The following is a 14,347-nucleotide window of genomic DNA, read 5'->3' as shown; positions in this document are numbered from 1 at the left end:
GCCTTACTCTTGGGAATGTACAATTCCGGAACCGGGCCGGGAAACGGGCATAAAAAAGCCCGCGGAGGAGCCGCGGGCAAAGACCACTTCAAAAAGTGGAGAGAGAGAAAAACTGAGATTGACTATAGGTCCCCTCCCCTACGTCCGCTTTGACTCTTACAATTGCTTACCAAGCTGGACAATCCGTAACAAGGTCTTAACGTTTCCCTAAGGTTTTAGCTTGCTTGCATGTGGTTTGGCCTGCTTCGCAGCGGGCCCCCGGCGTTCGGGTTTATACTGGGCATGCGCTACCTCATGTGCAATCCCGGCCGCAGCGCTCACATTGGGTGAACCATGGGCTCCACTTTCAAGAATTCCTGTCTCGTCGGCCTGGGCGCCATCGCCGGGGTCGCGGTGACCATGCAGTTTTCCGCGCTGGCCCAGAAACCAGTTGACGCCGGCATGCCCCTGGCCGAGCTGCGCCAGCTGGCCGACGTCTACGGCGTCATCAAATCCACCTACGTCGAGCCGGTCGAGGACAAGGCCCTGCTGTCGCAAGCGATTTCCGGCATGGTGGCCTCGCTCGACCCGCACTCGGCCTACCTCGACCCGCGCGCCTACCGCGAGCTGCGCGAAGGCACCGAGGGCCGCTTCGTCGGCCTGGGGATCGAGATTTCCGAAAGCGAGGACGGTTTCGTGGAAATCGTCGCCCCGATCGAGGATTCTCCCGCCTGGCACGCAGGCATCAAGGAGGGCGACCTGATTACCCAGATCGACGGCCAGCCGGTGCAGGGCCTGCCGATCGACGAGGCGATCAAGCGCATGCGCGGCGAGCCGGGCACCCGGGTCACCCTGACGGTCGCGCGCAAGTCCAGCGCCGCGCCGCTGCGCTTCACCATCGTGCGCGGCGAAATCGTCCAGAAGAGCGTCAAGGCGAAAATGGTGGAGCCGGGCTACGCCTGGCTGCGCATCGCCCAGTTCCAGGAGCCCACCGTGGACGACATGGCGGCCAGGCTGCAGGCCCTGTACCGCGACAATCCCGACATGAAGGGCCTGGTGCTCGACCTGCGCAACGACCCCGGCGGCCTGCTGCAGGGCGCGATCGGCGTGGCCGCGGCCTTCCTGCCCAAGGATGCCGAGATCGTCTCGACGCATGGCCAGCTGCTTGAACAGCGCCAGCGCTTCTACGGCCGCCCCGAGTTCTACATGCTGCGCAGCGGCGCCGATCCGCTGGCCAGCCTGCCGCCGGCCTTCAAGAAGCTGCCGATGGTGGTGCTGGTCAATACCGGCTCGGCCTCGGCATCCGAGATCGTGGCCGGCGCACTGCAGGACTACAAGCGCGCCACCATCCTGGGCAGCCAGACCTTCGGCAAGGGTTCGGTGCAGACCATCCGACCGATCGGCCGCGACGCCGCCGTCAAGCTGACCACGGCGCGCTACTACACCCCGGCCGGACGCTCGATCCAGGCGCGCGGCATCGTCCCCGACCTGCCGGTCGACGAAACGCTCGACGGCGACGGCTTCAATGCGCTGCGCATGCGCGAAGCCGATCTCGAACGGCACCTGTCCAACGACCGCGAGAACGAAGCCGCGACCCGCCAGGAAGACATCGAGGAGCAGATGCGCCTGTGGGCCGAGGCGCGCGCGCGCAAGCCGCTCGACTACGGCAGCGCCGACGACTTCCAGCTGGCCCAGGCCCTGCGTCATCTCAAGGGCGAGAAGGTGCAGCTGTCCAAGCGTGCGGGGTCAAGCGGCACGACGCTGGCGCAGCACGCGCGCTGAGCTAGGTTTACCTCTCTAAACTGTCGTTTTCGACAATTCCCAGGTCCGGTCCGAGGGTGTAGAATCGGCGCATCTCGCGGGCAACTCCCGTTATTTCCTTGAAAGTCCCCCACATGAAACCTGTCGTGATCAGCGGCACCGGCCTGTTTACGCCGCCCTATTCCATCTCCAACGACGAGCTGGTGACGGCATACAACGCTTACGTCGAGCTGTACAACCAGGAACACGCCGCCGCCATCGCCGCCGGCGAAACCACCGCGCTCGAGCCCTCGAGCAGCGCCTTCATCGAAAAAGCCTCGGGCATCAAGTCGCGCTACGTGATGGAGAAGGAAGGCATCCTCGATCCGGCCCACATGACCGCCCGCATCTCGGAACGCGCCGACGACCAGGTCTCGCTGCAGGCCGAGATGTGCGTGGCCGCCGCACGCGAGGCGCTGGACCGCGCCGGCAAGCAGGCATCCGATATCGACATGGTGCTGGTGGCCTGCTCGAACATGCAGCGTCCCTACCCGGCCATGGCGGTCGAAGTGCAGGACGCGCTCGGCATCGAGGGCTTCGGCTTCGACATGAACGTGGCCTGCTCCTCGGCCACTTTCGGCATCCAGACCGCGGTCGATGCCGTGCGCAGCGGCCGCGCGCGCGCCGTCCTGATGCTGAACCCGGAAATCACCAGCGGCCACCTGAACTTCCGCGACCGCGACAGCCACTTCATCTTCGGCGACGCCTGCACCGCGGTGATCGTCGAAGGCGCGGAGACCGCAACGGGCGCCCACCAGTGGGAAATCCTGGACAGCAAGCTCAAGACCAAGTTCTCGAACAACATCCGCAACAACTTCGGCTTCATGAACCGCTTCGACGAGGCCGGCATCGGCGCGCCGGACAAGCTGTTCCGCCAGCAGGGCCGCAAGGTGTTCAAGGAAGTGTGCCCGATGGCGGCCCAGACGATCGCCGACACCGTCACGAATGCGGGCCTGAAGATCGAGGACGTGTCGCGCTACTGGCTGCACCAGGCCAACCTGAACATGAACCTCCTGATCACCCGCACCCTGCTGGGCCGCGATGCCGAGCCGAACGAAGCGCCGGTGATCCTCGACACCTATGCGAACACCTCGTCGGCGGGGTCGATCATTGCGTTCCACAAGTACCAGGATGATTTGCCCTCCGGTGCGAATGGCGTGATCTGCTCGTTCGGGGCGGGTTACTCGATCGGCTGCGTGGTCGTGCGCAAGAAGTAACCACCTTTCGTAGGGTGGGCGGCTTCGCCGCCCGCGCGTTCAAGCAGCTCGTGAATGGACGCGCTCTGGTTTTCATCGTTGAATTGAACGCGCGGACGGCATAGCCGTCCACCCTACAACTACAATCTGGCGGCCAGCTCCGCCCCTTCCCTGATTGCCCGCTTCGCATCCAGCTCCGCCGCCAGCGCCGCCCCGCCGATCTTGTGGAAGCGCGGCCCGCCCTGGACAGGCGCCGCCGGCATCAGCTCGGCCAGGCTTTCCTGTCCGGCGCAGATCACCACGTTGTCGACCTCCAGCAGACGGCGCTCGCCACCGACCGTGATGTGCAGGCCCGCATCGTCGATGCGCTCGTACTGCACCCCGGCCAGCATCTGCACGCCGTTGCGCACCAGGGTCGCGCGATGGACCCAGCCCGAGGTCTTGCCCAGCCCCGCGCCCGGACGCGTGCTCTTGCGTTGCAGGAGCCAGACTTCGCGCGGCGGATGCGGTTTCACGGGCGCCACCAGGCCTCCCGGCGTGGAAGACGATGCATCGACACCCCACTCCCCCATCCAGTGCGCCTTCGGCACCGGCAGCGGCACGGCTGGATCGTGCACCAGGAACTCGCCCATGTCGAAACCGATGCCGCCGGCGCCGATGATGGCCACGCGCCGGCCCACCGGCCTGCCCTCGCGCAGCACGTCGAGGTAGCTCAGCACCTTCGGGTGGTCGATGCCTTCGATCTTCGGCTTGCGCGTGGTGATGCCGGTGGCGACGATCACCTCGTCGTAACCCGCCGCCAGCAGTTCTTCGCGGCTGACGCGCCGGTTCAGCTGCAGGTCGATCCCGAGCAGTTCGATCCTGCGCCCAAAGTAGCGGATGGTCTCCGCGAACTCCTCCTTGCCCGGCACCCGCATGGCGACGTTGAACTGGCCCCCGATGCGCTCCAGTGCATCGAACAGCGTCACCCGGTGCCCGCGCTCGGCCGCCACGGTAGCCGCCGACAGGCCGGCCGGACCGGCGCCGACCACGGCGATGCGGCGCGGCCTGGCGCTTCGGCGAAACACCAGTTCGGTCTCGTGGCAGGCGCGCGGGTTGACCAGGCAGCTGGCGCGCTTGTTGGAGAAGGTATGGTCGAGGCAGGCCTGGTTGCAGGCGATGCAGGTATTGATCTCGTCGGCGCGCCCGCCGGCCGCCTTCGTCACCCAGTCCGGGTCGGCGAGAAAAGGCCGCGCCATCGATACCAGGTCGGCCTCGCCCTGCGCCAGCAGCGCTTCCGCGTCATTCGGCATGTTGATGCGGTTCGAGGCCACGACCGGGATGCCCACTTCCTTGCGCAGGCGCCCCGCCACTTCGGCAAAGGCCGCGCGCGGCACCGAGGTGACGATGGTCGGCACGCGCGCCTCGTGCCAGCCGTAGCCGGTGTTCAGGATCGTGACGCCGGCCGCTTCGAGGGCCTTGGCCACCACCACCACCTCGTCCCAGGTATTGCCGCCTTCGACCAGGTCGAGCACCGAATGGCGGACCATCAGGATGAAGTCCGGGCCCACCGCGGCGCGGATGCGGCGCACCACCTCCACGGCCAGGCGCATGCGGTTCTCGATCGGGCCGCCCCACTCGTCCGTGCGCTTGTTGGTGCGCGCGCACAGGAACTGGTTGAGCAGGTAGCCTTCGCTGCCCATCACCTCGACGCCGTCGTAGCCGGCCAGCTTCGCCAGCCTGGCGCAGCGCGCGTAGGCGGCGATGGTGGACTCGATGCCGGCGGCGTCGAGCGCTTTTGGCTTGAACTTCGAGATCGGCGACTTCAGGCTGGAAGCGGACACCACGAAGGGCTGGTAGCCGTAGCGGCCCGCGTGCAGGATCTGCAGGACGATCTTGCCGCCCTCTTCGTGCACGGCGCGGGTGACGCGCCGGTGGTTGAGCACGTCGCCGAGAAAATTGAGGGTGCCCCCAAAAGGCAGCAGCCAGCCCTGGCGGTTCGGCGAAATGCCGCCGGTGACGATCAGGCCGGCCCCGCCGCGGGCGCGCTCGCGGTAGAAGGCGGCCAGCTTGCCGTAGTTGTAGAAGCGGTCTTCGAGCCCGGTGTGCATCGAGCCCATGATCACGCGGTTCTTCAGGGTCGTGAAACCGAGGTCGAGCGGCGCGAGGAGATGAGGATAAGTGGAATGCGTCATCCCGGCATTACACCGGGATTTCGTGGAGGCGTGTTACTAAACGCGCGGGACGCTCAGGCCAGATGGCTTTCGCGGTCGCGCAGCTCGGCGAAGCTTTCGATGCTGCCGATGTCGACGGTCACCGGGCGCAGGATCGCGTTCGGGGACATCGAGCGCCAGGCGAACTGCCATTCCTTTTCCAGGGCCTGGCCGGCGCCCTTGGTGAAGGCCGCGCCCAGGCGCGAACGCACGCCGTACTCGACCGGCCCGTCGATGCCGGCCCAGTCGGGCAAGGTACGCTGCACCGCGCGGTGCAGGCGTTCGCCGAACAGCTCGGTGTTGTGGATCACCAGGCAGCTGTCGGCTGGGCCAAGCACGTCGAACAGGCGCTTGTCCCACACGGTCGAGAACGACACGGTCAGGAAGAAACCGCTGGGGACCAGGCGGAACTGGCCGCGCAGCGCGGCTTCGAGTTCCGTGCGCGTCGCATAGCGGTGCAGGGTTGGGGGACGTTGGTAGTCGTGCATGTTCGGTTCAATCTTTGAGGGTGGTGCGCTGGTGCGGCTGCTGCAGCGAGTGCGTGTGCTGCATGCGCATGAAGCGCGAAGCGATCAGGACCTCGCGCAGGAAGTAGACGAAGCTGCTGATCAGGCCGATCATGGCAAGCACGAACAGGCCGGCAATGTACTGGTCCAGCGGGATGTTCATGGTGTCGCCCAGGAACAGCATCGCGATCACCAGGCAGATCAGGAGGCCGCAGGCGGTGCTGGAGCCGATCGCCGTGTTGACCAGGTGCGAGCGGACGTACAGGATCTCGAGCTCGGCCGAGTATTCGGCGTCCGGCCCCTTGCGCAGGCGGTCTTCGAGCACGCGGGTGCGGTCGATGATGCGCGCCAGCCGGTTGGTCAGCACGGTCAGCTTGGTCGCCACGCCAGTCAGCAGGAATACCGGGGCGATCGCCAACTGGATGACGTGGCCGATGTCGCTAAGCTGGAGATTCATGGGAATGCTTCGTGTTCGTTATTCTAGGTTTGCCTCATAGTGTAACAGCCATCAATCAAAGCGGCCGTGGCGCTTGAACTGCTCGGTGGCGTTCACCAGCGCGCGGGCGATGCCGGTCTCGAGGGCGCCGTGGCCGCCGTCCGGAATCATGTGCAGTTTCGCGCCGGGCCAGGCCTGGTGCAGGCGCCAGGCCGACAGCGGCGGGCAGATCACGTCGTAGCGGCCCTGCACGATGGTGGCCGGCAGGTGGGCGATGCGGCCGATGTCGCGCACCAGCTGGTCTTCGTCGAGAAAAGCGCCGTGCAGCATGTAGTGCGACTCCAGGCGGCCGACACCGAGGTCGAGCGCATCCGACGACGGCTCGTCCGGCTGCGGCAGCAGGAACACGCGCCGGCCTTCGAAGCGGCTCCAGGCGCGCGCGGCCGGCCAGTACACGGCCGGGTCGTCGCACAGCAGGCGCTCGCAATAGGCCTTGAGCAGGTCGCCGCGCTCGGCCTGCGGGATCGGCGCCACGAATTCCTCGTACAGCTCGGGATAGAACCACTTGACCCCGTTGATGAACCAGTCGACCTCGGGCTTCGTGCACAGGAAGATCCCGCGCAGCACGAAGCCGAGGCAGCGCTCCGGGTAGGCCTGGCCATAGGCCAGCGCCAGGGTCGAGCCCCAGGAGCCGCCGAACACCAGCCACTGCTTGACGCCGAACATCTGGCGCAAGCGCTCGATGTCGTCGATCAGGAGCTGGGTCGTGTTGTTGCGCCATTCGCCCAGCGGCGTCGACTTGCCGGCCCCGCGCTGGTCGAACAGGATCACGCGGTAGGCGCTCGGGTCGAAGAAGCGGCGGTGCTGCGGCGACAGGCCGGCGCCCGGCCCGCCATGCAGGAACAGCACCGGGATGCCGTTGGGGTTGCCGACTTCTTCCCAGTAGATCGTGTGCAACTCGTCGACGGCGAGCATGCCGTGGCGGATGGGCTGGATCGGCGGGAACAGGGACGGCGGTGTGGCGGTCATGAGGACTTAACTCTCTCGGCAGATAAGCGCCGATTGTAGCCTACCAGCGTGTCCTTATCGCACTGCCGGAATCGTGCGGCCAATGATCGGCAGCTCGATCTCGTGCTGTGCGCCGCCTGCCTTCACCGGATGGCGGTTGCGGTAGATGACCAGTTCTTTCTCGTGGGCCGAATAGTTGGACGGCGTATTGATGCGGGCAACTTCCTCGAACTGTTCCGAGGCAATAACCTGCTCGAAGCGCTGCATAACCGCGAGGTCGTTCCAGAAACCCGGCTGCACTACCACGTATTCAATGCCGAGGCTGTCGATGCGCTCACTGATCGCCGCTTCATCCAACTCTTTTTCCTTGACGCCCAATTCGCGCCTTACCGCCACGTTCAGCAGCAGCTTGTCGGCGCGGACGACCGACATGTCCCTGCGGTCTTCACGCGCCCGCATGTTGAATACGAAGGAGCCGTCGCGGTAGCCGGAGAACAGCACCGCAGTGCCGCGCTTGGCCTTGCGCGCGACGAAATCAGCCGCTTCGGAATAGCCGCCCACGTAATGGACGGGGCGCATCAAGGCAGTCTGGCCAAGCACCAGTACGGCCAGCACGGCGCAGGCCGGCGCGACGGCACGGGCCGGCAGCAGGGTCGACAGCGCCAGCACCGCAACCAGTACCACCGGTGGCAGGATGAACAGGGAATGGCGTGCTTCCTTCAGATCGATGGCCGAGAAGAACAGGTAGCCGAACAGGAACCAGAGCATCCAGAATAGCAGGTCGCCGCGGATGAAGCCTTCTATGCGGCGACGCTTCAGCAGGACCAGGGCGCCGACGGCGGCGGCGATGACCAGTGGCCAGCCGAGTTGTCCCGGCAGGCGTTCCACATACCAGGTCCAGCCGGCAAGCGAAGAACGCGAGGCCAGGGCGTCGGCGATGCCGGTGGCCGACTGGACGTTCGCCTGGCCGAACTTGACAGTCAGGACCAGCAGCGGAATCAGACCCACCAAGCCAAGGAGGGCGGCGCCCCAGGCGTGGCGGTCGCGCAGCAGCGTGGAGCGCCGCTCGGCCAGCAAGGTAACGGCGTAGACCAGTGCCATGAAACCGGCCGTCAGCTTGGTATACATGGCCATTACCAGTAGCACCAGCGTCCAGTACAGCAGGCTGGAGCGGGACTCGCGCCGGTAGCGCGTGAATAGTACAGCGCTCCAGATCGAGAAGGCGAGGCTGGGAATCTCGAGCATCACCTGACGACCCCAGAAGGCAATCTCGGGCGCCGCTATCAGCATCACTGCGGCGGCCAGGGCTTGCCACTCCCCCAGCCAGAAGCGAAACAGGCGTAAGCTACCCCAGGCAAAGGCGACGTAATGGAGCCCGATCACCAGCAGTGCCGTGTGTTCGGAAACGCCGAAAAGCGCATAAAAGGGCGCACTGATCGCATAGAACAGCGGTGGGTAGAACAGGATGGTCAATGCCGGATACTTGGTGTAATAGGCGTAGGCATAGCCGACCGGGTCGCCAAGGGGCGCATCTATGAACAAGTCCTTGATGAACACGCCGTTCAGGGCATGGCGTGGCGCGTCGCTCCAAGAAAAAGTATTCCCTGATGGCGCGCCAAGATAGAGTAAGCCTACAAGCAGCGCCAGCGTAAACGGAATAAACAACTTGCGAATGTGGGAACCATCAATGTCCATGGCGCAATAAAAAATGGAAAGAAGTCTGGTTAGAATACTTACCAATAATTAAATTAACAAGCAGGTCGCGCCGCGCTGTGACTTTCTTGCTAAAAGAAGGTATTTAGCGCCTGTATCACGGTATAAGCATCGTCCACTGCCAACAAGACTTGCCACTTGTCGAAGGTGGTGCAGGGGTGCGAGATGCCGCAGCCGACCAGGTCGCCGACCTGCAGGCTGGCGCGCAGTTCGCCCTCCGGCAGCGCCAGGTAGGCGTGCTGGTCGTTCATCTTGACGATCGTGCAGCCCGGCGGCAGCGCCGTGGGCGCCGCGGCGCCGCTGCCCGGACGGTGGGTCAACAGCGGGGTCGGCAGCGCCTCGTCATAGGAGGCGTCGCGCTTGCCCATGGTGAGGATGGCCAGGCCCGGCTCGGGGCGCGACTGCACGGTGCTCCAGACTTCCAGCGCCGGGCGCAATCCTTCCACGGTATGCGCTTCGCGGGCGTCGAGCTGGGCCAGCAGGCGCTGGTAGGAGCCGTGGTCGCTGGTGAGGTAGCAGCCGCTGCGCAGCACGGGGCGCACCGGGCGCGACAAGTCGTCCATGCCGGCGAAACCGCGCGCCACCAGGTCGAAATAGGACGAGCCGCCGGCCGAAATCAGGATCTCAGGCGCGCCGAACAGCCGTTGCCCATCCGCCGTCTCGACCAGGTCCACCAGCTCGGCCAGGAAAGCGCGCACCGCGCGCAGGTCGGCATCGCGGTCGGCGCTGACCAGGAGGCCTTCGTAGCCTTCGAAGCCTGCCAGCGCCAGGCCATCGGCCGCGGCGATGGCGCGCGCCACCGCGATCGCTTCGTCGCTCGTCCGGCAGCCGGCACGCTTGCCGGCCAGGCCGAGTTCGACCAGTACCGGCAGGGGCCGGGCCAGGCCGCGCGCCACCACCGCCGTTGATAGGCGCGCGACGCCCTCGAGCGAGTCGGCCAGCACGAAGCATTCGAAATCGGGGTCCTCATGCAGCAGCGCCAGCACCGCCTCGATGTCGGCGCGCGCCACCAGCTGGTTGGCCAGCAGCACGCGGCGCACGTTGAAACGGTGCGCCACCTGCACCTGTGTGGCGCTGGCCAGCGTGATGCTCCAGGCGCCACCCGCCAGCTGGGCCGCGAACAGCTGCGGACTCATCGTGGTCTTGCCATGCGGCGCCAGCGTGGCGCCGTGGCGCGCGCAGAAGTCGCGCATCCAGGCCAGGTTGTGCTGGAGCGCCGAAGCCTTCAGGACGGCGACCGGGAAGGAGGTGTCGCCGCGCAGGACGTTCCAGCCCTGCACGCCGATCGCGCCCTGGCGCAGCGCTTCGGTCAAGGGCAGGCCCTTGGTGCCGGGCAGCAGGAATTGTTCGTCGAGGCTGGACAGGGCCAAGGCGCCGCGCGGGAGAGTGTGCATCGGAACCTCTCTAGGTTGTGAGGAAGGCCATGATTGTAATTCGTCCCGGTATCTGGAAGCCCGGTCAGCACTGAGAGATCAGTTCTGCATAGTGCATTATTACCAACATTGTGTCGTGGATTTCCATTGTTTTTAAGCCGGTCGCATAACCTGCGCAAAAAAACCAAGAGCGAATGTTCCGATCTTGCAAAGCCTTGAAAGCCAGTGCCATACTCGTGCATATCTTGCAGCACTACACCAAGTTTTTTCGTTGTTGTAGCTGGGTCTATCGTGCCCGTAATCAATACCGCATGCAGGCAGAATGCCTGGAACCAGCTTTGAAAGTGACAGATTTTGCGCGACACCGTTACGACTTCGGGCGAGCAGGAAAATACGCCGTCCGAACATGCTCCAGCTCCCGCAGCGACACCTGAACCCGCCGCTGCGCCCAAGACCTTGTTCCGCCAGCAGGCCATCGAACACGTCACGGTGCGCCAGTACGGCACCGTCGTCCTGACCCGCTCGGTCAGCCATGTGGTGCTAACCGGCGTGTTCGTAACCTTGGCCTTGCTGCTCATCGCCTTTTTCATCTTTTTCGAGACGCCCCGCAAGTCGCACGTCCAGGGCATGCTGGTGCCGACCGCAGGTGTTATCCGGGTGTATTCAACCCAGATGGGCGTGATCAAGGAAGCGCGCATCAAGGAAGGCCAGTTCGTGCGCGAAGGCGATGTCTTGTTCGTCGTGTCCAGCGAGCGCAGCAATGCTGAAGCAAGTTCCACCGAGGCCCTGGTTTCCGACCTGCTGACGCGACGCCGCGACAGCTTCCATGCCGAACTGCAGCAAGCCAAGGCACAGTTCGCCCAGCGCCGCGCAGCCCTGCAGCAGCGCGCGCAAGACTTGCAAAGCGAGATCAAGCGCCTGGACAACCAGGCGCTCATGCAGAAGCAGCGCATCGCCCTGTCCGAGCAGACCGTGGCGCGCTTCGCGCAGTTGAAGGCGACTAACTACATCTCGGCGGCGCAACTGCAGGAGCGCGAAGCCGAGCTGCTCGACCAGCGCCAGCGCCTGCTCGAGATCGAACGCATCCGCTCGGCGACCCAGCGCGACCTGGCCGGCACCCAGGCGGAGGAACGGGACATCGCAGTACAGGCGCTGCGCGACGAAAACGCCTTGCGCCGCAATGCCTCGATGCTCTAGCAAGACCTGACCGAGAACGAGGCGCGCCGCGAAATCCTAGTGCGCGCGCGCCAGAGCGGCACGGTCACGGCGATCTCCGCCAATCTCGGTCAGACCGTCGGTACCAGCACTTCGCTGGTATCGATCCTGCCGGAGGGGAACAAGCTGGAAGGGCTTTGTTGCATAAATCAATTGAGCGCGTAGTACCCCAAACCCCAGACGGATTTACGGCATGGTCACCGCTACGGTCGTGGGCGTGCCCAAGCGCGTGAAGCGATTGAGGATGGCGGCACGGACCTGCAACTCGGCGACCTGACGGTCGAAGTCGCGCGCCATGACGCGTTCACCAAGCAGCTTGAAGCAACGCATTTTGGTCTCGACAAGGCTGCGCCGGTGATACCCGCTCCACTTTTTCCAGATCTTCCGGCCAAGCCGGCGGGTGGCCGCCAGGATGGCATTGCGCGCTTTGGCACCGGGACGCTGGTCCTTCCATGGCTTGGCGTTCTTGCGTGTCGGAATGAGTGCCTGCGCTCCGCGTTGTGCAATCGCTTCGTGGCAGCCTTTCGTGTCGTAGGCGCCGTCGCCACTGACGCTCGCGACAACCTCCTCGGTGGGTATCTGGTCGAGCAAGCACGGCAGCATTGGGGCATCGCCGGTGGCATTGTCGGTCACCTCGATCGCCCGGATTTCCAGCGTGGCCGCGTCAATGCCAAGGTGGATCTTGCGCCATTGGCGACGGTAGTCGGCACCATGCTTCTTCGTCTTCCACTCGCCTTCGCCCAGCATCTTGATGCCTGTACTGTCGACCAGCAGGTGCAATCCCGTCGTCGTCGGCTGCGCTCCGATCGTCACCGAAAGACGCTTCTGGCGCCGGCTGACCGTGCTGAAGTCGGGCACTTGCCAGTCCAGTCCGGCCAACCCGAGCAGACTCTGCGTCATACCCATGGCCTGGCGCAAGGGCAGATTGAACAGGCCCTTAACGGTCAGGCAGAACTGGACCGCCGCCTCGCTGTACTTCGGACTGCGGCCCCGCTTGCCGCTCGCACTGCCGTGCCAGCACATGTCCTTGTCCAGCCAGATCAGCAGCGAGCCGCGGGCTTTCAATGCCGCGTTGTAGTCTTTCCAGTTGGTCGTTCGGTACTTCAGCTTTACGGGAGCAATCATGCCGTCAGTTTACCCGTGCTGCGCCTCGGCCGCTGATGGGCCGATTTGTGCAACAAAGCCAGCTGGAAGCGGAAATGTATGTGCCATCGCGTGCGGTCGGTTTCATCAAGCCAGGCATGACCGCCTTGCTGCGCTACCAGGCTTTCCCGTACCAGAAGTTCGGCCAGCATGCGGCCCGTGTGCGGGAGGTGGCCACCACGTCGGTACGCCCCGAGGAGCTGCCTACCTCGGCAGCTGCCATGCCGGGCGCGTCCCAGTCGGAACCGGTGTACCGCGTCCGGCTCGAGCTCGATCAGCAGACTGTACGGGCCTATGGCACGGCGATGCCGCTACGCTCGGGCATGCTGGTCGACGCCAGCGTCATGCTCGAGCGCCGCAAGCTCTACGAATGGGTGCTGGAGCCGGTGTTCAGTATTTCGGGCCGCCTGTAAGCAGACACCATTCGTCTTTGACCATCTTGCCGGCCGCGGCCCGACCTACGGCCGGCACATCCCTGATCTCAGCCGACTATGCAATTTCCCATTCTTTCCCAGTTAGCTTTCTGGAACAGCCGCCGGCTACCCGTCCTGCTGCAAACCGAAGCAGCCGAATGCGGCCTGGCGTGCATGGCCATGGTCGCAAGCTACTGGGGCCACCGGATCGATATCCCGAGCATGCGCCGCCGCTTCTCGGTGTCGATGAAGGGCGTGAGCCTGAAGGGCCTGATGGCGATGGCCGGCGGCCTGTCGCTGCAAACGCGTCCGCTGAAACTGGACCTGCAGCATCTGCCCGAGCTGAAGTTGCCCTGTATCCTGCATTGGGATTTGAATCACTTCGTGGTGCTCGAGTCGGTCTCGGCCAAGCATGTCGTCGTGCACGATCCGGCCGTCGGCGAGCGGCGCCTGCCGATGGAGGAGTTCGCCAAGCACTTCACCGGCATCGCGCTCGAGCTGACGCCGAGCGCACAGTTCGAGGCCAAGGAAGAGCGCCAGCAGTTCTCCCTGTTCTCCTTGATGGGACGCGTGGTCGGCCTGCGCCGCAGCCTGTTCCAGCTGCTCGCGCTCGGCCTGGCTTTGCAGGTGTGCGCCCTGGTCGCACCGTTCTACATGCAGTGGATCGTGGACGAGGCTCTGCTGGCCGCGGACCGCGACCTGATCACGGTGCTGGGCTGCGGTTTCCTGCTGCTGGTACTGCTGCAGACCGCGATCGGCGCCGTGCGCTCCTGGGTCACCACGGTGCTCGCCACCAGCCTGAACCTGCAATGGCTGGGCAATGCCTTCTCCCACCTGCTGAAATTGCCGCTGCCGTACTTCGAAAAGCGCCATACCGGCGACATCGTTTCGCGCTTCGGCTCGATTCAGCAGATGCAGACTAGCCTGACCACCCAGTTCGTGGAGGGCGTGATCGACGGCGTGCTGGTGCTTGGCACACTGATCATGATGCTGCTGTACAGCTCCACGCTGGCGGCAGTGGCCCTGCGTCGCCGTAGTTCTGTACGCACTGCTGCGCTGGGCCATGTTCCGCCCGCTGCGCGACGCGAACTCCGAGCAGATCATCCATGCCGCAAAACAGCAGAGCCACTTCATGGAAACCGTCCGTGGCATGCAAAGCATCCGCCTGTTCGGCCGCAGCGACGAACGCCGCTCGGGCTGGATGAACTCGCTGACCGACGAATTCAATGCTCAGCTGCGCATCGCCAAGCTGTCAATGTCGTACCAGACCGCCAACACGCTGCTGTTCAGCGGCGAGCGTGTAATCGTCATCTGGCTCGCAGCCCTGGCTGTGCTCAACAACGAATTCTCGGTCGGCATGCTGTTCGCATTCA

Annotated in this window: 11 protein-coding genes and 2 pseudogenes; 6 read left to right on the top strand and 7 right to left on the bottom strand. The window is 64.8% G+C overall.

Annotated features, from left to right (window positions below; genetic code table 11):
- Positions 1–333: 333 nt before the first annotated feature.
- Together MasN3_RS01755 and MasN3_RS01750 are read left to right on the top strand one after the other, a co-directional pair.
- Positions 334–1,761, top strand: coding sequence for a S41 family peptidase (locus MasN3_RS01755; protein ID WP_281911763.1), 1,428 nt, complete (start codon positions 334–336; stop codon positions 1,759–1,761).
- Positions 1,762–1,874: 113 nt separating this feature from the next.
- Positions 1,875–2,996 (top strand): beta-ketoacyl-ACP synthase III, encoded by a 1,122-nt coding sequence (locus MasN3_RS01750; protein WP_281911761.1) that lies wholly within the window; start codon positions 1,875–1,877, stop codon positions 2,994–2,996.
- A gap of 119 nt (positions 2,997–3,115) precedes the next feature.
- Here MasN3_RS01750 and MasN3_RS01745 read toward each other — a convergent pair whose 3' ends face one another.
- From MasN3_RS01745 to MasN3_RS01720, 6 genes are all read right to left on the bottom strand, one after another.
- Positions 3,116–5,149 (bottom strand): NADPH-dependent 2,4-dienoyl-CoA reductase, encoded by a 2,034-nt coding sequence (locus tag MasN3_RS01745; protein ID WP_281911758.1) that lies wholly within the window; start codon positions 5,147–5,149, stop codon positions 3,116–3,118.
- 53 nt (positions 5,150–5,202) lie between these two features.
- Positions 5,203–5,655 carry a hypothetical protein gene (locus MasN3_RS01740; protein WP_281911755.1) on the bottom strand — a complete coding sequence of 151 codons (453 nt, stop codon included), beginning with the start codon at positions 5,653–5,655 and terminating at the stop codon, positions 5,203–5,205.
- Positions 5,656–5,662: 7 nt separating this feature from the next.
- Positions 5,663–6,130, bottom strand: coding sequence for a DUF2721 domain-containing protein (locus MasN3_RS01735; protein WP_281911753.1), 468 nt, complete (start codon positions 6,128–6,130; stop codon positions 5,663–5,665).
- Between the two features lie 51 nt (positions 6,131–6,181).
- A complete protein-coding gene (gene pip / locus MasN3_RS01730) occupies positions 6,182–7,138 on the bottom strand; it encodes a prolyl aminopeptidase (RefSeq protein ID WP_281911750.1) in 957 nt (318 codons plus the stop codon).
- Positions 7,139–7,192: 54 nt separating this feature from the next.
- Entirely contained in the window at positions 7,193–8,812 is a 1,620-nt protein-coding gene (locus tag MasN3_RS01725; RefSeq protein ID WP_281911748.1) for an ArnT family glycosyltransferase, read from the bottom strand.
- 89 nt (positions 8,813–8,901) lie between these two features.
- Positions 8,902–10,224 (bottom strand): amino acid deaminase, encoded by a 1,323-nt coding sequence (locus MasN3_RS01720; RefSeq protein ID WP_281911746.1) that lies wholly within the window; start codon positions 10,222–10,224, stop codon positions 8,902–8,904.
- Between the two features lie 333 nt (positions 10,225–10,557).
- Between MasN3_RS01720 and MasN3_RS01715 the strand changes: the two genes are divergently transcribed.
- Positions 10,558–11,400: a biotin/lipoyl-binding protein gene (locus tag MasN3_RS01715; RefSeq protein WP_281911745.1), complete on the top strand. Its 843-nt coding sequence runs from the start codon at positions 10,558–10,560 to the stop codon at positions 11,398–11,400.
- 204 nt (positions 11,401–11,604) lie between these two features.
- On the opposite strand, the gene MasN3_RS01710 is transcribed toward MasN3_RS01715, so the two are convergent.
- On the bottom strand, positions 11,605–12,543 hold the full coding sequence (locus tag MasN3_RS01710; RefSeq protein WP_045911956.1) for an IS5-like element ISEcl7 family transposase: 939 nt from the start codon (positions 12,541–12,543) through the stop codon (positions 11,605–11,607).
- 74 nt (positions 12,544–12,617) lie between these two features.
- On the opposite strand from MasN3_RS01710, the gene MasN3_RS01705 reads away from it, so the two are divergent.
- The 3 genes and pseudogenes from MasN3_RS01705 to MasN3_RS25175 form a co-directional block, all read left to right on the top strand.
- Positions 12,618–12,974 carry an HlyD family secretion protein gene (locus tag MasN3_RS01705; protein ID WP_281911743.1) on the top strand — a complete coding sequence of 119 codons (357 nt, stop codon included), beginning with the start codon at positions 12,618–12,620 and terminating at the stop codon, positions 12,972–12,974.
- Positions 12,975–13,052: 78 nt separating this feature from the next.
- A pseudogene (locus MasN3_RS25180) lies at positions 13,053–13,937 on the top strand (cysteine peptidase family C39 domain-containing protein); the annotation flags it as partial.
- 100 nt (positions 13,938–14,037) lie between these two features.
- Positions 14,038–14,316: pseudogene (locus tag MasN3_RS25175) on the top strand (ABC transporter transmembrane domain-containing protein); the annotation flags it as partial.
- Between the last annotated feature and the right edge of the window lie 31 nt (positions 14,317–14,347).

Origin of the sequence: Massilia varians (assembly GCF_027923905.1) — a bacterium.
GTDB lineage: Bacteria > Pseudomonadota > Gammaproteobacteria > Burkholderiales > Burkholderiaceae_D > Telluria > Telluria varians_B.
The sequence above is the reverse complement of the archived record's forward strand: the minus strand, read 5'-3'. Positions and strand labels throughout refer to the sequence as shown.

What these genes read in the sequence shown, in the direction of transcription:
- MasN3_RS01720 (WP_281911746.1), bottom strand. Translation starts at nt 10,224, where the DNA reads ATGCACACTCTCCCGCGCGGCGCCTTGGCCCTGTCCAGCCTCGACGAA.
- MasN3_RS01710 (WP_045911956.1), bottom strand. Translation starts at nt 12,543, where the DNA reads ATGATTGCTCCCGTAAAGCTGAAGTACCGAACGACCAACTGGAAAGAC.
- MasN3_RS01705 (WP_281911743.1), top strand. Translation starts at nt 12,618, where the DNA reads ATGTATGTGCCATCGCGTGCGGTCGGTTTCATCAAGCCAGGCATGACC.
- MasN3_RS01755 (WP_281911763.1), top strand. Translation starts at nt 334, where the DNA reads ATGGGCTCCACTTTCAAGAATTCCTGTCTCGTCGGCCTGGGCGCCATC.
- MasN3_RS01750 (WP_281911761.1), top strand. Translation starts at nt 1,875, where the DNA reads ATGAAACCTGTCGTGATCAGCGGCACCGGCCTGTTTACGCCGCCCTAT.
- MasN3_RS01725 (WP_281911748.1), bottom strand. Translation starts at nt 8,812, where the DNA reads ATGGACATTGATGGTTCCCACATTCGCAAGTTGTTTATTCCGTTTACG.
- MasN3_RS01745 (WP_281911758.1), bottom strand. Translation starts at nt 5,149, where the DNA reads ATGACGCATTCCACTTATCCTCATCTCCTCGCGCCGCTCGACCTCGGT.
- MasN3_RS01740 (WP_281911755.1), bottom strand. Translation starts at nt 5,655, where the DNA reads ATGCACGACTACCAACGTCCCCCAACCCTGCACCGCTATGCGACGCGC.
- MasN3_RS01735 (WP_281911753.1), bottom strand. Translation starts at nt 6,130, where the DNA reads ATGAATCTCCAGCTTAGCGACATCGGCCACGTCATCCAGTTGGCGATC.
- pip (WP_281911750.1), bottom strand. Translation starts at nt 7,138, where the DNA reads ATGACCGCCACACCGCCGTCCCTGTTCCCGCCGATCCAGCCCATCCGC.